Origin of the sequence: Streptomyces sp. P9-2B-2 (assembly GCF_030406865.1) — a bacterium.
In the GTDB taxonomy this organism is placed as follows: Bacteria; Actinomycetota; Actinomycetes; order Streptomycetales; family Streptomycetaceae; genus Streptomyces; species Streptomyces platensis.
On record NZ_CP129126.1, the window covers coordinates 5,201,254 to 5,219,321 of the forward strand.

Annotated in this window: 11 protein-coding genes; 3 read left to right on the forward strand and 8 right to left on the reverse strand. The window is 69.5% G+C overall.

The genetic code is table 11. The annotated features are described in order from the left end of the window. Positions 1-153: 153 nt before the first annotated feature. Complete coding sequence (locus QT196_RS22830; protein ID WP_168480786.1) at positions 154-2,679, forward strand: ATP-dependent Clp protease ATP-binding subunit; 2,526 nt, start codon at positions 154-156, stop codon at positions 2,677-2,679. Between the two features lie 226 nt (positions 2,680-2,905). Here QT196_RS22830 and QT196_RS22835 read toward each other — a convergent pair whose 3' ends face one another. Both QT196_RS22835 and QT196_RS22840 read right to left on the reverse strand, forming a co-directional pair. Continuing rightward, positions 2,906-5,581 carry an NACHT domain-containing protein gene (locus tag QT196_RS22835; protein ID WP_290355563.1) on the reverse strand — a complete coding sequence of 892 codons (2,676 nt, stop codon included), beginning with the start codon at positions 5,579-5,581 and terminating at the stop codon, positions 2,906-2,908. Between the two features lie 60 nt (positions 5,582-5,641). Next, positions 5,642-8,890, reverse strand: a complete 3,249-nt coding sequence (locus tag QT196_RS22840) for an NACHT domain-containing protein (protein WP_290355565.1) — start codon at positions 8,888-8,890, stop codon at positions 5,642-5,644. Positions 8,891-9,609: 719 nt separating this feature from the next. On the opposite strand from QT196_RS22840, the gene QT196_RS22845 reads away from it, so the two are divergent. Then, a complete protein-coding gene (locus QT196_RS22845; RefSeq protein WP_168480788.1) occupies positions 9,610-10,281 on the forward strand; it encodes a M23 family metallopeptidase in 672 nt (223 codons plus the stop codon). Here the strand turns inward: QT196_RS22845 and QT196_RS22850 are convergent. After that, positions 10,263-10,874 carry a TetR/AcrR family transcriptional regulator gene (locus QT196_RS22850; RefSeq protein WP_168480789.1) on the reverse strand — a complete coding sequence of 204 codons (612 nt, stop codon included), beginning with the start codon at positions 10,872-10,874 and terminating at the stop codon, positions 10,263-10,265. The genes QT196_RS22845 and QT196_RS22850 overlap by 19 nt on opposite strands. Positions 10,875-11,129: 255 nt before the next feature. Between QT196_RS22850 and QT196_RS22855 the strand changes: the two genes are divergently transcribed. After that, positions 11,130-12,659, forward strand: a complete 1,530-nt coding sequence (locus tag QT196_RS22855) for an MDR family MFS transporter (protein ID WP_211117598.1) — start codon at positions 11,130-11,132, stop codon at positions 12,657-12,659. A 222-nt stretch (positions 12,660-12,881) separates the two neighbouring features. Here the strand turns inward: QT196_RS22855 and cseC are convergent, their stop codons facing one another. The 5 genes from cseC to QT196_RS22880 form a co-directional block, all read right to left on the reverse strand. Beyond that, on the reverse strand, positions 12,882-14,186 hold the full coding sequence (gene cseC, locus QT196_RS22860) for a two-component system sensor histidine kinase CseC (RefSeq protein ID WP_168480790.1): 1,305 nt from the start codon (positions 14,184-14,186) through the stop codon (positions 12,882-12,884). Between the two features lie 8 nt (positions 14,187-14,194). After that, positions 14,195-14,905, reverse strand: coding sequence for a two-component system response regulator CseB (cseB, locus tag QT196_RS22865; protein WP_168480791.1), 711 nt, complete (start codon positions 14,903-14,905; stop codon positions 14,195-14,197). 9 nt (positions 14,906-14,914) lie between these two features. After that, positions 14,915-15,526 carry a hypothetical protein gene (locus QT196_RS22870; RefSeq protein ID WP_168480792.1) on the reverse strand — a complete coding sequence of 204 codons (612 nt, stop codon included), beginning with the start codon at positions 15,524-15,526 and terminating at the stop codon, positions 14,915-14,917. Between the two features lie 253 nt (positions 15,527-15,779). Then, positions 15,780-16,331: a SigE family RNA polymerase sigma factor gene (locus QT196_RS22875; protein ID WP_037743322.1), complete on the reverse strand. Its 552-nt coding sequence runs from the start codon at positions 16,329-16,331 to the stop codon at positions 15,780-15,782. A gap of 473 nt (positions 16,332-16,804) precedes the next feature. Then, positions 16,805-17,764 carry an A/G-specific adenine glycosylase gene (locus tag QT196_RS22880; protein ID WP_290355566.1) on the reverse strand — a complete coding sequence of 320 codons (960 nt, stop codon included), beginning with the start codon at positions 17,762-17,764 and terminating at the stop codon, positions 16,805-16,807. Between the last annotated feature and the right edge of the window lie 304 nt (positions 17,765-18,068).

The window sequence follows — 18,068 nt, forward strand, 5'->3', positions numbered from 1 at the left end:
CTGTTCGGCAGTAAATTTCCCCGCCGGAGCGGGGGTGATCCGGACGGGTGTCGGCAGTTGGAATGAGCTGTCCCGCCCCGCGGGACTAGCATGCGGAAGGACAGGGAGGGGACCGACCCCTAACTGCCTGACCGCTCTGAGGAGCGATTAACGATGTTCGAGAGGTTCACCGACCGCGCGCGGCGGGTTGTCGTCCTGGCTCAGGAAGAAGCCCGGATGCTCAACCACAACTACATCGGCACCGAGCACATCCTCCTGGGCCTGATCCATGAGGGTGAGGGTGTCGCCGCTAAGGCCCTGGAGAGCCTCGGGATTTCGCTCGAGGCGGTCCGCCAGCAGGTGGAGGAGATCATCGGGCAGGGCCAGCAGGCTCCGTCCGGGCACATTCCCTTCACCCCCCGTGCCAAGAAGGTCCTGGAGCTCTCGCTCCGCGAGGCCCTCCAGCTCGGCCACAACTACATCGGTACGGAGCACATCCTGCTCGGCCTGATCCGCGAGGGCGAGGGCGTCGCCGCCCAGGTCCTGGTGAAGCTGGGCGCCGATCTGAACCGGGTGCGGCAGCAGGTCATCCAGCTGCTCTCCGGTTACCAGGGCAAGGAAGCCGCCACCGCAGGCGGCCCCGCCGAGGGCACGCCCTCGACGTCCCTCGTTCTGGACCAGTTCGGCCGCAACCTGACGCAGGCCGCTCGCGAGACCAAGCTCGACCCGGTCATCGGGCGCGAGAAGGAAATCGAGCGGGTCATGCAGGTGCTGTCCCGCCGTACCAAGAACAACCCGGTCCTCATCGGCGAGCCCGGCGTCGGCAAGACGGCGGTCGTCGAGGGCCTGGCGCAGGCCATCGTCAAGGGCGAGGTGCCCGAGACCCTCAAGGACAAGCACCTCTACACCCTCGACCTCGGTGCCCTGGTCGCCGGCTCCCGCTACCGCGGTGACTTCGAAGAGCGCCTGAAGAAGGTCCTCAAGGAGATCCGCACCCGCGGCGACATCATCCTGTTCATCGACGAGCTCCACACCCTGGTGGGTGCGGGCGCCGCCGAGGGCGCGATCGACGCCGCGAGCATCCTCAAGCCCATGCTGGCGCGAGGCGAGCTGCAGACCATCGGTGCCACCACGCTCGACGAGTACCGCAAGCACCTGGAGAAGGACGCGGCCCTGGAGCGCCGCTTCCAGCCCATCCAGGTCGCGGAGCCGTCGCTGCCGCACACCATCGAGATTCTCAAGGGCCTGCGGGACCGCTACGAGGCGCACCACCGCGTCTCCATCACGGACTCCGCCCTGGTCGCCGCCGCCACCCTGGCCGACCGCTACATCTCGGACCGCTTCCTGCCGGACAAGGCGATCGACCTGATCGACGAGGCCGGCTCCCGGATGCGCATCCGCCGGATGACCGCGCCGCCGGACCTCCGCGAATTCGACGAGAAGATCGCCGATGTGCGCCGGGAGAAGGAGTCCGCGATCGACTCGCAGGACTTCGAGATGGCTGCGGGCCTGCGCGACAAGGAGAAGCAGCTCCTGGCCGCGAAGGCGAAGCGGGAGAAGGAGTGGAAGGCCGGCGACATGGATGTCGTCGCCGAGGTGGACGAGGATCTGATCGCCGAGGTTCTGGCGACGGCCACCGGCATCCCGGTCTTCAAGCTCACCGAGGAGGAGTCCTCCCGGCTGCTGCGGATGGAAGACGAGCTGCACAAGCGCGTCATCGGCCAGAAGGACGCCATCAAGGCGCTCTCCCAGGCCATCCGCCGTACCCGTGCCGGCCTGAAGGACCCCAAGCGTCCCGGTGGCTCGTTCATCTTCGCCGGCCCGTCCGGTGTCGGTAAGACCGAGCTGTCCAAGACGCTGGCGGAGTTCCTCTTCGGCGACGAGGACGCGCTGATCTCCCTCGACATGTCGGAGTTCAGCGAGAAGCACACGGTCTCGCGGCTGTTCGGTTCGCCTCCCGGCTACGTCGGCTACGAAGAGGGCGGCCAGCTCACCGAGAAGGTGCGCCGCAAGCCGTTCTCCGTCGTGCTCTTCGACGAGGTCGAGAAGGCCCACCCGGACATCTTCAACTCGCTGCTGCAGATCCTGGAGGACGGTCGCCTGACCGACTCCCAGGGCCGGGTCGTGGACTTCAAGAACACGGTCATCATCATGACGACCAACCTCGGCACCCGGGACATCTCCAAGGGCTTCAACCTCGGCTTCGCGGCCCAGGGCGACACCAAGTCCAGCTACGAGCGGATGAAGAACAAGGTCAACGAAGAGCTCAAGCAGCACTTCCGCCCCGAGTTCCTCAACCGTGTCGACGACACCGTCGTCTTCCACCAGCTGACCGAGGAAGACATCATCCAGATCGTCGACCTCATGATCGCCAAGGTGGACGAGCGGCTCAAGGACCGCGACATGGGCATCGAGCTCAGCAGCGAGGCCAAGTCGCTGCTGGCCAAGCGCGGGTACGACCCGGTGCTCGGCGCCCGTCCGCTGCGCCGCACGATCCAGCGCGAGATCGAGGACGCCCTCTCGGAGAAGATCCTCTTCAGCGAGCTGCGTCCGGGCCACATCGTGGTCGTCGATGTCGAGGGCGAGGGTGAGACCGCCAAGTTCACCTTCCGCGGCGAGGAGAAGTCGGCCCTGCCGGATGCCCCGCCGATCGAGTCCACCGCCGGAGGTTCGGGTCCGAACCTCAGCAAGGACGCCTGAGCGGCACCGCACCACACGCGGATAACCGCCTGAGGCACTGCCCCGGAATCGTTTCTTACGGTTCCGGGGCAGTGCTGTTCCGTAAGGAGTCCGCGCTTTCCCGCCCCGTTCTTTAGGCGCCGGAAAAGCAGCACATATTCGCCAAGGATCATTTTCGGTCATTCGTGCACAGGCGGCGTACGGCAGATGCCGCGCGTACACCGGCCGCGCACTACATCTGCACGACCTACATCTCCACGACGCGAATGCCCTCGGGAACACCACTCACCGGCGGAATACGGCGGCCGATCCGCAGGGTGTCCAGCTGGGGAAAAGCAGACAGCCACTCCATGGAAACACCCAGGTCATAGGCGAGCCACAGCCGCGTCAGACCCCCGGCAGGGGCGATGCCCTCCACCAGCTGGTCCGGTGTGAAAGGCCCGGCGATCCGCAGATGCGGGCGGCCGCCCAGCCGGCGCAGCGTATGCAGCTCCTCCAGGTCGGCGACCGGGAAATACAGCTCGGCCGGTTCGAGGTGGGCGATGATCTCGCGGGCGTAGCGGGCGGTGTCATGGCGCCGCCAGGCCCCGGCGAGCTGCGCCCGTACGTCGTGATGCGCCCGGTCGCGCAGTCCCGTCAGATAGTCGATCGCCATGTCGTCGGCGATCGAGGTGGCGGTGATCGCGAGCAGATACGCCTCATGGTCGGAGACCTGGGCGGGATCGGGCAGCATCTCCAGCACGATCGGCCCGATCCAGCCCAGCGCACGGGCCGCGGCCGGGGTACTCGGCCGGACCATGTCACGGGTGAAGCGCTGCACCCGGGCCCGGACCGCCGGGTCCAGCTCCGTGGCGTGCTCCAGGCAGGCCGCCGCGAGCAGCTTGCGGTGCCGGGCCTCGGCGGCGCGTACGCCGGGGTGCGGGGCGAGCAGGCCGTCGAGGAGCGCCGCGCACTCATCGGGGCGGGCCAGCGCCACCGCCATCCGGATCACGTCCTCCCAGTCGTCGTGATGGGCATGATCGAGCAGCAGCCCGAAATCGTGCCGCTGCACGGCCGCGCGGGCGGCCAGATAGTCCTGGAAGGTGCGGTGGACGAAGTCGACGGTGCCGGGGGTGGGCTCGCGCAGCAGCCCGGTGCGGTTCAGCAGATGCCGGAAGACGTCCTCGGGGCCGCCCTGCCGGGCCGCGTCCGGTATCGAGGGCAGATGCCGGGCGAGGGTGTCGACGGCGGTCGCCTGGTCCATCTCCGAGCGGCCGTTGACCAGCATCCAGTGGGCGAGCTTCTGCAGCAGCTGGATCTTGGGCTGCCGGGTCAGCTCCACCCCGTCGGTGGGGACCATGGCCCGCTCCCGGTCCCGGCGCTCCAGCAGCATCGACAGCGCCGCGTCATACAGCTCCTTCCGACCGTGCGGCAGATAGCCCCGGCGGTCACGGTGCAGGGCGCACAGCAGCCCGCACATCAGCGGATTGGTCGCCAGCCGCCCCAGATCGCGGGTGATCCGTACGGCATTGAGCAGCGTGCGCTCGTACTGGCCGAGCCGGTCGAGGTCGGCCGGACACCGCTGGGCCGCGGCACGGTGCCAGCGCTGGATGAACGCGGCGACGTCCTCGCGGCCCATGGGCGCCAGCGACAGCTCGCTGAACCCCTCACCGGCCAGCCAGTTGCCGGGGACCGCGGACGGCCGGGACGTGACGATCCAGACGTTCTCCGGATAGCGCGCGGTCCACTCGGCGAGCTTGCGGCGCACCTGCTCGCGCTCGCTCTCCGGGGCCTCGTCGATCCCGTCGATCAGCAGCAGCGCACGCCCCGCGCCGAGCACCCGCTCCGTCCACCCGGCCGGCGCCGCCTCGGCGTCCCGGTGGCCGACGGCACTCAGGAACGTGCCCGGGGACGGCAGGCCCTCACGGGCGAAGCGGCGTACGGGCAGCAGGAACGGCACCCGGCCACGCAGCCCCGCCAGCGCCTCGGGCAGCTCGTCCCGGGCGGTGGCGACGGCCAGCCACTGAAGCAGGGTCGTCTTGCCCGACCCGGCCACCCCGCGCACCAGGACCTGCCCGCGGCCGGACAGCGCCTGCTCCGCGGGAAGCGGCGGGTCGTCCTGCCCGGAGGCGTCCGGCGAACCCTCGGCCTCCGGGGGACCGGGCTCGCACTGGAGCCCCAGATAGGCGGCGTCCAGCGGCCAGCTGTCGGGGGAGTGCGTCAGATCGATCCCGAAGATCGTCAGGTGGTTGTGGAGGGCGGCGGTGTCTTGGGCGTAGCGGGCTTCGAACGCCGAGTCCTGGGAGGCGAGATCCGGTGAGGGAGTGGTGCTGTCCTGGAAGGCGTCGTCTTCTGCGGTGGCCTCGGTGGCCTCGGTGGCCGGGGCTCCGGCGGTACGGGGCGGCAGGGCGACGGCGGGAGCGGCGTCCGGGCCGTGGATCAGCTCGGTGAGAGTACGGGTCTGCTCCACGAGCGTCCGGGCGACGAAGGCCGACCGCTCGGTGAAGAGGTACAGCAGATGCAGGGCGGCGACATCCAGCAGCAGGCCGTGCAGCCGGGCGCCGTCGTGCGTCAGCTCCCGGGTGGCCTCGGGCACCGTCCCGCAGAGTCGCCGGGCGAACTCGGCCGGGAGGAGACGGGCGGCATCGAGATCGTCCATCTCGATCTCGGCGAGGGCGTGCAGGGTACGGGCCAGGGCGGCGGCGACGGCCTGGTTCTCGGCGTCGGTCCTTCCGGCCGACGCCCGCTCGACGAGGGCCGCGGCGAGGCCGTGCAGTTCCTTCTCGCTCAGGGTCGGCTTCTCGCCGGTGAAGGAGAGCAGCCGGGAGATCCGGACGGGCCGGTCGACCGGCTCGGAGACCGGCCCGTCCGGGGCGAAGAGCCTGCGGATCAGCGGATCGACGATCTGGGGCGTGAGGCGGGCAACGATGTTCGTGGGATCCATGGGTTCCCCGTAACTGCGGTGCTGAATATGGGGGGTTGAGGGGGTGCGCTGTCGGCCAGCCTATGTGCGGGGGCGGGGGTAGTGGGTGAGTTTGATGTGGGGAGGGGGGGAGTGGCCGGGGTCCGGGCGGAGGTAGGAGAGATAGACCTCTTGGAGTTCTGGCAGGAGGGACGCGGGGGAGAGGTCGATGGAGCCATCGCGGAGGCCGTAGAGCTGGAGTTTGCGGACACCTGGGAAAGCGGGGAGGGCCGTGCGCAGGAGGCGGCCCATTTCGGACAGGGGGAGGCGCTCCACGTTGATGAGGCTGAGTGTTTTCACCTGTGGAAGCTGAAGGCCGGCCGGCCGGTGCAAGGGGGTGCCTTCTTCTGCCAGACCGAACGAGAAATCCTCCAGCTCACTCAGTGACGCCAACGCGTCCCATTGGTTCGCGCCGAAGCCATGGGTGAGGCGCTGCAGTTGCATGCCGCGTATGCGGGGCCAGCGCGTGATACCGGTGAATTCGGCGCCCACGGGGAGGCTGAGCGTCAAGTGCCTCAACGCGGCATCTGTGGGGAGTGCTGCCAAGCCCTCAGGCGGAAATGTGCCGTGGAGCAGCAGGGTGCGGAGGTGGCGCAGACGATGAAGCCCGTGCGGAATCGGCACGCTCTTCTTATACGGCCCGGAGATGCCCAGCGTATGGAGGCGAAGGTCTGCGAGCGGGGCGACGTCTTCGACCGCCGGGCAGTCCAAGAGCGACAGCCACTCCAGCGAGGGGAACTCACGGAGGAATGAGAGATCAGCGATCTCCGGGTTCTCCGTGAGGGTCAGGCTTTCGATCAGGCCGAGCGGCAAGGCACCGAGGAGTTCCGCAGCCGTGAAGGGTCCGCTCACCGAGACGCGTTGTCGGCCGAGTGCCCGGACTGCATGCAGTTCGGCGGTGGACGTCGCGGTGACGGTCACCTTTGAGCCGAGGTGCTGGACGATCTCACGGACATACGTCTCGGAATCGAATTGCGGCCAGGACACGGCAAGTTGCATCCCCACGCCGCTCGCCGGATGCTCCCGGAACCGCTTCAAAACCTCCAGCGCCGCATCCGACCCGATCAGCGCAGCAGTCGCCACCACCTCCTGCGCCTCGTCCTCCTCCAGCCCCTCCGGCCCCGGCAGCAGTTCCAGCACCAGCGGTCCCACCTCGGCCAGCAGCTGTGATTCCTCGCGGCTGCGCGGCGGCAGAATCGCCCGTGCCCGTGCGTTCACCTCGTCCCGCACCCGTGGGTCGACCTCCGTCGCATGCTCCAGACAGGCCATGGCGAGCAGGTGGACCCGCAGTCCCGTGGCGCGGTCGTCGAGGCCGTCCCCGCGCTCCAGCAGCCCCCGCAGGATCTCCGCCCGTTCCCGCGGCCTCGCATGTGCCACCGCCATCCGGATCACGTCCTCCCATTGGGAGTCCTCCGCATGCGCCACCAGTAGTCCGAAGTCGCCGTCCTCCACGGCCGCCTTGGCGCCCAGGTAGTCCTGGAAGGTCCGGTGGACGAAGTCGACGGAGCCGGGGGCCGGTTCGCGCAGCAGGCCGCTGCGTAGCAGCAGATGGCGGAAAATCGCCGTCGCATCGCCCTGCTCCGCCGCGGCGGGCACGGCCGGGAGTGCCTCGCCGAGGATGCGTTCGGCGCGTTCCCGGTCGAGTTCGTTGCGGCCGTTGCGGATCAGCCAGTAGGCGAGCCGCTGGAGCAGCTGGATCTGTGGGCCGTCGCTCAGCTCGATGCCCGTGGGGGCGGCCATATCGCGTTCCCGGTCGCGGCGGGAGAGCAGCATGCCGAGGGCGGCGTCGTACAGCTCCTTGCGGCCGGTGGGCAGATAGCCGCGGCGGTCCCGGTGGAGTGCGCAGATCAGGCCGCACATGAGGGGGTTGGTGGCGAGCCGGGCGAGGTCCTGTTTGGTGTGGACGGCGGCCAGCAGGGACTGCTCATAGGCGTCGAGGAGTGCGGGGTCGTCGGCGTCGCAGCGGGCCGCGGCGTGCCAGCGGCCGATGAAGGCGGCGACCTCGGTGCGGCTCATGGCGGACAGCGTCAGCTCGCCGAAGCCGTCGGCGGCGAGCCAGTCGTCGCGTACGGCGGAGGGGCGGGAGGTGACCAGCCACAGGTTGTCCGGGAAGGCGTCGGTCAGATCACGCAGCCAGCGGCGGGTCAGCTCGCGCTCACGCTCGGGGATCTCGTCCAGGCCGTCGACCAGCAGCAGCGCCCGCCCGGAGGACAGCACGCGGTCGGCCCAGCCCTCGGGCTGCGAGCCGGACACCGGGCAGCCGACGGATGCCAGGAACTGGTCGGGGGTGGGCGGCGGCGCCCCGTCGCGGGTGAGGGTGCGCAGCGGGAGGACGAACGGGATCCGGCCGTAGAGGTGGGGGAGGGCCGTGTCACCGGGGGACTTGGTGCAGGAGATGGCCAGCCACTGGACGAGGGTGCTCTTGCCGGAGCCGGCGACACCGCGCAGCAGTACCCGGTCGCGGCCGGCCAGGGCCTGGTCGGCGGGGACGGGGACGGGGGCCGGAACCGGCGAGGCGCCTACGGGGCCGCCCACCTCGTCGAACGGGCCGGCGGCGGTGGCCTCGCGGGCGGCCGGGGCGGTCGCCTCCAGGCTCATGTACGCCGCGTCCAGTGGCCACCGGTCCGGGGAGTGGGCGAGATCGATGCCGTAGATGGTCAGCCGGCCGTGCTTACGGGCGAGGTACGCGAGATAGCCGCGCTCGAACGCGGCGTCCGCGGCCCGTGGGGACGGATGCCGCGCCAGGAACTCGTCGATGAGCGTGATCAGGGTGTCCAGGGTCCTGCTCTGCTGGACCAGGGTGCGGGCCACGAAGGCGGACCGCTGGGTGAAGAAGTGCACGATGTGCAGGCAGGCGGTGCCGAGCAGGGTCGCGTGCAGCAGCTCGGCGTCCCGGGAGAGGCCGCGGACGGCGTGCGGGCTCGCCGCCTCCAGACGTTCGGCGAGGGCGGTGGCGCCCAGGCGGACGGCCTGTACGTCGTCCATGTCGAGATCGCCCAGACGGCGCAGCGTGGTGGCCAGGGCCTCGGCCACCGCCGGGTCCTCGTCCGTGGCCAGGGGGCGCTCGCCGGGACCGGCGCTCCGTACGGCCCGGTCGACCAGCTCCGCCGCGAGCTTGTGCAGGTCCTTGTCGGACAGGGTCCGCCGTTCGCCCGTGAAGCTGACCAGCCCGGAGATCCGTACCGGCTTCGCCACCAGGCCGGCGCCCGGCCCCTCCTTGACGAAGAGCTTCCTGATGAGCGGTGCGACGACGCCGGAGGCGAGTCGGACACCCACTGCTGACGGGTCCATCGTGCGGTCCGCCCTCCCCCTGGCCGGTGCTGCCGTCGGGCCAGGCTAGAGCGGCGGTCGGGGCGGCGGATGGTGATCGGCCAGGTACACCTGCGGGGCGGCCCGCTGTGGTGGCGGTCACGGATTCCAGGGCGCCATTACCGGCCAATTCGGACATTTGGCGGGCCCGGGTAACCCGGGTCACAAAGGCCGAGTAACCCGGGTCACAAATAGCGGGTAATCCGGGTCACAAAGGCTGGGTAAGCCACGTCACAAATGCCCGAGTCGCCCGCCTCGCAAGATCCCGGAACCCCGAATCGAGCGTCCGGAAGGGGTGGAAAAAGGGGTTGGATCTTGGTTATCGGTGACATGGCACACAAGCGTTTTGGGGCCTACTAAAAGAATTAGGGGAATGGGGGCGCGGTGGTGCGGGGGTTCCCCGGGCCGGGCGAGGGGCTGGAGGCGAGTGAGCGGCACGGGGGAGGCTGGCCCCGTGCGACGCATGGGGAAACGGGCTGCTCAGGGGGTATGCGGCAGGCGCGAAGGGCGTGGCGAGATGTCCGAATTCGGGGGTTTCGCGCAGAGCGTCGACGGGCACGCAAGGGCCTCCGTCACCCGGCTTCTCGTACGGGCCGGGTTAGTAGAAAGGCCCCTTGGCGGGGCGGCGAAGGCGGGTTACCAAGGAATGGCGATCCCGGTCCGCAGCCGGGAAACCAATCAATTCACTGGAGGAAACCCGCATGTCGAAGTTCACCGCTCTCCGCAATTCGAAGAAGTTCGCGCTGCGCAATCGCGTCGCCGTTGTCGCCGCCGGTGTCGGCGTTACCGCCGCCCTGGGCGCCGGTATAGCCACCGCCGCCGACGCGGGTCTGCAGAACCTCACCACGGGCGTCGGTTCGACCGTCTCCGCGCAGGCCGACGCACAGGTCAAGTCCGCCGCCGACGCCAAGGCCGCCGCGGCCAAGGCCAAGAAGGACGCGGCCAAGAAGGCCGACTCCTGGGTCAAGCCGGTCGACAAGTACACCCTGGGCTCGACCTTCGGTCTGGCCGGCAGCCACTGGTCGCACAACCACAGTGGCCAGGACTTCGTCGTGCCGACCGGTACCCCGGTCAAGTCCGTCCACAAGGGCACCGTCGTCAAGGCCGGTCCCTACGGCGGCGGCGACGGCCCGGCCTACGGCAACGCCATTGTGATCAGGCACGACAACGGCATGTACACCCAGTACGCGCACCTGTCACAGATCGGCGTGAACGTCGGCCAGCAGGTCGGTACCGGTGACAAGATCGGCCTGTCCGGCAGCACCGGTAACTCCACCGGCCCCCACCTGCACTTCGAGGTCCGCACCGGTCCTGACTACGGGACGGGCATCGAGCCGACCGGATTCCTGCGGGCTCACGGCGACGCCGTCTGAGCTGAATCCGGCCGGGCTGGCCGGCGGTTCGGCGGGTTTGCCGCCGTGACCAGTTCTGTGGCGACCTCGAGGATGGCCTTGCGCTTCTCCTCGGGGTCGCCCTCCAGGTTCTGCATCGCGAACATGCCCGCATGCATGGAGAACAGTGCCGTGATGCAGCGCACCTGATCCGTCAGCTCCGACTCGGGCTCCCTGAGCAGCCCGAAGAGGGTCAGCATGCGCGATTTGAAGGTCTCGCCGATGCTCAGATCGCGCACCGCGGCCTGGTTCTCCTGCATGAAGCGGAAGAGAGGCGCGGCCGAGTGCAGCGCCGCGCTGTAGCGGCGGAGCAGCTCCTGCTTCGTCTCCAGGGTCCGCGGCTGCTCCTCGGCCCAGGCGATCAGCTCGTCGATGGGCCGGCCCAGGTCCTGGAACAGGCCGATGACGATGTCTTCCTTGGTCTTGAAGTGGTAGTACAGCGCCGCCTTGGTGACTTCGAGCTTCTCCGCGATCTCCCGCAGCGACGTCTTCTCATAGCCCCGTTCGGAGAACAGCTCCAGAGCGACGTCCTGGATGCGCTGGCGGGTGTTTCCCCTGCGCGCCTGTGTGCTCATGGTGCTCTCCTGCGTCGTCGGTACTGGTCAGAGGGCTGCCCAGCGGGGCACCAGAGAAACTTACTTGACGCCCGGCTAGTTCGTAGCCTACCTTCCTCACTGTACTGAACTAGCCGGGCGGCAAGTAAGTGGGAGTGAGTGATGGGGAAGTCGCTTCATGCGACCCCGACGGGGGACGGAAAGACCTCGGCCGGGAAGGCCAGGCAGGACGCAGCACCGGGCAAGGGGCAGGAAAAGCAGCCGGCCAGCGTGCGGATGGTGCTCTTCGCGCTGATGATCGCGATGCTGCTCGCGATGCTGGACAACATGATCGTCGGCACCGCGATGCCGACCATCGTCGGTGAACTGGGCGGACTGGAACATCTGTCCTGGGTGGTCACCGCGTACACGCTCGCCACCGCGGCCTCGACACCGATCTGGGGCAAGCTCGGCGACATGTACGGACGCAAGGGCGTCTTCCTCACCTCCATCGTGATCTTCCTGATCGGCTCCGCACTCTCCGGCATGGCGCAGGACATGGGGCAGCTGATCGGCTTCCGCGCCGTCCAGGGCCTGGGCGCCGGCGGTCTGATGGTCGGCGTCATGGCGATCATCGGCGATCTGATTCCGCCGCGGGAGCGCGGCAAGTACCAGGGCATGATGGCCGGCGTCATGGCCGTCGCCATGATCGGCGGACCGCTCGTCGGCGGCAGCATCACCGACCACCTCGGCTGGCGCTGGAGCTTCTACATCAACCTGCCGCTCGGCGCGATCGCGCTGATCATGGTCACCGCGGTGCTGCACCTGCCGAAGAAGCGGTCGCAGACCCGGATCGACTACGTCGGCGCCACGCTGCTCACCGTCGGCATCACCTCATTGGTGCTGATCACCACCTGGGGCGGCACCGAGTACGACTGGCTGTCGAGCCAGATCATCGGCCTCGGCGTCCTCGGTGTGGTCGCGCTCGCCCTCTTCGTGTTCGTCGAGCGCAAGGTCAGCGAGCCGGTGCTGCCGCTGCACATCTTCCGTAACGGCAACTTCTCGCTCGTCACGCTCATCGGCTTCCTGGTCGGCTTCGTGATGTTCGGGTCGATGACCTTCCTGCCGCTGTTCCAGCAGACCGTGCAGGGCGCCTCGGCCACCAACTCCGGTCTGCTGCTGCTGCCGATGCTGCTGGCCATGATGGCGGTGTCGCTGTTCGCGGGCCGGGTCACCACCAAGACCGGCAAGTACAAGATCTTCGTCGTGGTCGGCGGCGGACTGATCACCGCCGGCCTGACCCTGCTGTCCCTGATGGACACCGACACCACCCGCTTCACCTCGGGCGTCTACATGGCGGTGCTCGGCGCCGGTATGGGCTTCCTCATGCAGACCACGATGCTGATCGCGCAGAACAGCGTCGAGATGAAGGACATGGGCGTCGGCTCGTCCTCGGCCACCCTCTTCCGTACGATCGGCGGCTCCTTCGGCGTCGCCATCCTCGGCGCGATCTTCACCCACCAGGTGCAGGCCACGATGGTCGAACGGATCGGCAAGGCCGGCGAGAAGATGACCAGCGGCGGCGCCCAGATGGACCCGAAGGGCCTGGCCCAGCTCCCGCCGATGATCAAGGACGCCTACACGCACGCGGTCGCCACCGGCACCCACCACGTCTTCCTGTGGGCCGCCGTGATCAGCATCGCCGGCTTCGCCGCCGCCTGGTTCCTCAAGGAGGTCCCCCTCCGCGGCGCCCCCACCACCCCGGCGGAAAACCCGCAGAACAACGACGCTCCCGCAGACCGAATAGCAGTCCCCGAATCCGTCTGAGCAACAGGCCGGTGGGGGTGCCCGTGACCATCACGCGCACCCCCACCGGCCTTTTCTTTCCCCACCCGCTCCGGCCCGTCACCGCACCCCAACAGCCCCGCGCAGCGGACAAGGCCCGCCGCAGGCGCAACGGCGGGGGCACCGCGGCAGCGGGCCACAAAACGGCGAGCAACAACCACGGCGGGAACGCCAAAAACGTGGGAAGCGCCGCCGAACGCGCGGCTACCGCTCAGGAAGCTGAATAACCGGAAAGCTCCCCGTATTGGTAGGAGCGTTCTCCGGCAGCCAGAGAACGGACACCGCCCCCGTCGAACCATCCGTGAGCTCATCCGCGTTGCGGAACGTCAGGCGGGCGCCCAGCACCCGGGCCTGACCGGCCGCGATCGTCAGCCCCAGCCCGTGGCCGCGGCCCGCCCGGTCGCTGCTGCCCGTACGGAACCGGCTCGGGCCCTCCCGCAGCAGCGCCTCGGGGAAACCCGGACCGTGGTCGCGCACCCGCAGCACCCGGCCCTCGACGGTGACCTCGATCGGCGGCCGGCCGTGCCGGGCCGCGTTGGCGATGAGATTGCCGAGGATCCGCTCCAGTCGGCGCGGATCGGTGGTGACATCGGCTTCCCGTACGACGTCGACGACGATGTCCGGGTCCAGGGCCCGCACCCGCCGCGCCACGAACTCCCCGAGCACCACGTCCTGGAGCTCGGCGCGCTCCGCATGGCCGTCCAGCCGCGCCACCTCCAGCACGTCCTCGACCAGGGTGCGCAGCGCCTGCGCCCGGTCGCGCACCAGCTCGGACGGGCGGCCCGGCGGCAGCAGCTCGGCCGCGGTCAGCAGACCGGTGACCGGAGTGCGCAGCTCATGCGCGATATCGGCGGTGACCCGCCGCTCGGCCTCGATCCGCTCCTGCAGGGCGTCCGACATGGCATCCACGGCCCACGCCAGATCATCGGTCTCGTCCCGCACCCGGCCGATGCCGACCTCGTCGCGGATACGGACCGAGGTGTCGCCGTCGGCGAGCTTGCCGGCCGCCGCGGCCGCCTTGCGCAGCCGCTTGGAGAGCCGCCCGCCGACCAGTACGCCCAGCGCACATCCGCCGACCACCACCGCGGTCGAGCCGATCACCAGCGCCTGGTCCAGATCGTCCAGGACGGTGAAGCGGTCCGGGAAACTGTCGTGGATGGACAGCACCCGGCCGTTGCTGAGCGGGGAGGCCGCCCACACCTCGGGGGCGGTCTGCCCGGTGTCCTGGAGGTAGGTGGCGCGCTTGTTCTCGGCGACCTCGTCACGCAGCGGCGGCGGCAGCGACGGATCATCGATCTTCGCGCCGAACTGGAGCCGGTTGGTGGACTCGAAGATCTTCTGCGTGAAGTTGAGCCGCTCGATCTGCACATCCCGGCTGTTGTCGAGCATGGAATGCCGGGCGGCGTTGTGTACGACAAGGCTCAGCGCGATCGCGACCAGTGCTCCGACGAGCGCGATCGCGGCGCTGAGCTTCCATCTCAGCCCCGTCCGCAGGGCCAGTCTGACCACCGGAGGTGTCAGCCTCTCAGCTTGTATCCGAAGCCGCGGACCGTCTCGATCCGGTCCTGGCCGATCTTGCCGCGCAACCGCTGGACATGGACGTCCACCACCCGGGTGTCACCGCCCCAGCCGTAGTCCCAGACCCGCTCCAGCAGCCGGTCGCGCGAGAGGACCGTGCCCGGCGCGTTGGAGAACTCCAGCAGCAGCCGCATCTCGGTGGGCGTCAGCGCGACATTCCGGCCGTCCTTGCGCACCTCCATGCCCTCGGTGTCGACCTCCAGATCACCGAACCGCAGCACCGCCTCGGCGGGATCATCCGCCTCGGCCGCCGCGGCTCCGCCGCGCTCCGGCCCGCTGGCGTGGCCGAAGCGGCGCAGCACGGCACGGATCCGGGCGACCAGCACCGCACCGTCGAACGGCTTGGTGACATAGTCGTCGGCGCCGGCCTCCAGACCGAGCACCACATCGATGGAATCGGCACGCGCCGACAGCATGATGACGGGCACCGTCGACTCGTCGCGGATCCGCCGGCACAGGCTGACGCCGTCCAGCCCCGGCACCATCACATCCAGCAGGGCGATGTCCGGACGGTTGGCGCGGAACGCCTCCAGCCCCGCGAGCCCGTCGGGCATCGCGGTGACCACGAAGCCGTCCCGCTCCAGAGCGAGCTGGGTGGCCTCGCGGATGACGTCGTCGTCCTCGACGAAGAGCACATGGGTCTCGGCCATGCGGTTGTCTCAACCCTCCGATCCCGTGCCGTCGTCCGGCGTGGCGCCGTCGACGGTGGTCTTGCTGTAGTCGGTGTGATAGCCGTGGTTCTCGACGAAGCGGCCCCCCGACCAGCGGTAGGGCATCACGTCCTCACCGGAAGGGCAACACACCTTGTCGCCGGTGTCATAGGTCTGCTTGGAGACCTCCAGCTCGCCCTTGTTGACCCCGGCGGAGACCGACGGCTGTTCGTTCGTGTACACGTTGTCATACCCGTGCTTCGCGCCGCTGTGCTTGCGGTAGACGTACGAGCCGATCCCGACGGAATCCGCGCAGGTCATGACGTTGACGATGACATCGGGGGACTTCCCGCCGGTCAGCGACGCATAGGTCACCTCGACCGGGTACTCATCGGCGGCGCACGGCTTGGCCAGGGACTTCTTCACGAACGCGCCGACCTTCGGGTCGTCCTTCAGCAGCTGGACCGCGTCGACCTTCTTGTAGTCCGCGGTCGAGGACGGGCCGGGAGAACTGCTCACCGGGCCCTTCGGGGGCACCGGGGTGCTGGTCGCGGAGCCCTCGCTGCGCACACCCTCGCCCCCGGGATTGCATCCGGCCAGCAAAAGGCCGACGGCGGCCACTCCTGCCGTGGCCGCGCCGCCTCTGGTCAACCCGATCCTGGTCAACCTGTACCTGGACAATCCGCTCCCGCTCACCGTGCTGCTCGCACAGCCGCTGATCCCGCTGCTGTTCCTGAAGTGATTGTCGCGCGTCGAGCCCGGAGCCGTAAGGCGCCTGTCGTTCTGCCCGTTTTCACCGGTAAGGATAGTTTTCGTGTGGTAACTGGCGTGATGCTGTACGTCGTGCCGTGTCCCGCGTGCCGTGCGCCGCCCGTCAGGCCGCGCACCGCTCCCGCTCCCGCTCGCCGCGCTCCAGCATCCGGGCGTCGATGTCGCGCATCTGAAGCTCCTGACGCAGCCGCGCCAGCGCACGGTGCAGCGTGCTCTTGACGGTACCCGTCGACATCCCCAGCGCCGCCGCGGTCTCCTCCGTGCTCATCTGCTCCCAGTGCCGCAGCACCACGACGCTGCGCTGCTTCGGAGCGAGCACCCCCAGGATGTCCATCAGCAGGGCACGGTCCGCGCGCTGCTCGGTGCCGTCGTCCACGCTCGCGTCCGGGAGCTGCTCGGTGGGCACCTCCTCCAGCTTGCGCGCCCGCCACCACTCCGTCCGGGTGTTGATCATGACGCGGCGGAGGTAGGCGTCGGCCAGCGACTTGTCCGCGATGCCGTCCCAGCGGCCGTAGGTGCGGACCAGTGCGGTCTGCAACAGATCCTGCGCGTCCACGGGATCGGGCACGAGGCGCCGGGCGCTCCGCAGCAGGGCCTCCTGCCGCGTACGAACGTACTCTTCGAAGTCCAGTACCTTGCCGCCGCTGGTCGCCATCTCGACGCCTCCGATCCGCTTTCGTTTCCCCACGTTGACCGTGCCGGCGGTCATCTCCAGCACGAGGAAGACGCTACGGAGGGGGTGTTGCGACGTAATGTGCGTGGGCCCCACAGCGAGTGCACGGAAAACCCTCGGTTGTGTAACAGCGCGCCAGGGGTCCTACTTCGGATGGATGGCAGGCCTGTCCACGTCATACTCCGGGGGGAGACGCACCCCCGCCACAAGACCGATCGGCCGTGACGCGACGGCAACCGTGCCCGACGAGCGCCTTCTTCAGGCCGGATCGCGGCACCTTCCGGACAGGCTGCCCTAAAAGTGACACCACATCAGGTGGTTAACCGTCGCAGCCACAAGACGCGACCCGTCACGACAGAAGGCGCGACCGCCGAAGCGGTCGCGCCTTCTGTTTGTTGTGGTTGTGACGGTTGCGGTGCTGGGGGGATGACGCTCTTGGGTAGATGACAGCCGGGCTACGTCAGCGGCAGCCGGTAGCGGCCTCCGGCCAGCGGCTCGACCAGACCGTCCGAGACCAGCCCGTCCAACGCCCGCGCCCGCTGCACCGGCTCGTCCCACACCGTGTCCAGCACCTGCTGCGGCACCGGTGCGACCGCCTCGCGCAGCACGGCCAGCAGCTTGCCGCGCACCTGCCGGTCGGTACCGGCATAGGTCTGCGTACGACGCGGCGGACCGTCGTGCGCCGGCGACCCGGCCTGCCGCCACGCGCACTGCGCCGCGATCGGGCAACGGTGACACTCCGGCGTACGCGCCGTGCACAGCAGCGCACCCAGCTCCATCGTGGCCGCCGCCCAGCGCGCCGCCAGCTGCTCGTCCTCGGGCAGCAGCGCACGGGCGAGCTTGCGCTCCGCCGCGGTGGTGGCGTTCGGCGGGTACTGGCGGCCGGCCACCGCGCGGGCGAACACCCGGCGCACATTGGTGTCCAGCACCGCGTGCCGCTGCCCGTACGCGAAGGACGCGACCGCGGCGGCCGTGTACTCGCCGACGCCGGGCAGCGCCAGCAACTGGCCGTGCTCACGCGGTACGTCGCCGCCGTGCCGCTCCTGTATCGCGGACGCGGCGGCGTGCAGCCGCAGCGCGCGGCGCGGATAGCCGAGCCGGCCCCAGGCCCGGACCGCTTCGCCGGGCGCCTCGGCGGCCAGGTCGGCGGGGCGCGGCCAGCGGGCCAGCCACTGCTCGTACACCGGCAGCACTCGGCTGACCGGGGTCTGCTGCAACATGAACTCGCTCACCATCACACCCCAGGCGCCCGCTTCGGGGCGGCGCCAGGGCAGATCGCGGGCGTGCTCGTCGAACCAGTCGGTGACCGGGCCGTGCAGCGCGGTCCCGTCGGCGGCTTCCGCGGCCGCGTCGGCGGCGGAAGCGGTCTCGGCGGCGGCGGTCGTGGCAGTGGTGGTGACAGGCGTCGAAGTCATGGCATGCCGATCCTGGCACGTCCGGCCTCGCCCAGGAAACGCACCGGGCCCGCCCCGCCGCACGCCCACCCACACGCAGGACGACCAACCACTCCGGGGTGGGGCCTACTGGGGGTAGGGAGGGGTGGGGCGGGGCATGGGGGAGGTGAGCCCTCGGCCGGGGGGGCGGGCCGGCGGTGGGTGGGGCGGGGTGCGAGGTGTGTGGGTCGGCGTGGCGTCTCGGCGGCCACGCTACGCCAGGAACTCGTTACGCTCCGTAATCGTTGCTGGAATAGAAGGAGGCGGCAAGCGAGGCCAAGGAGAC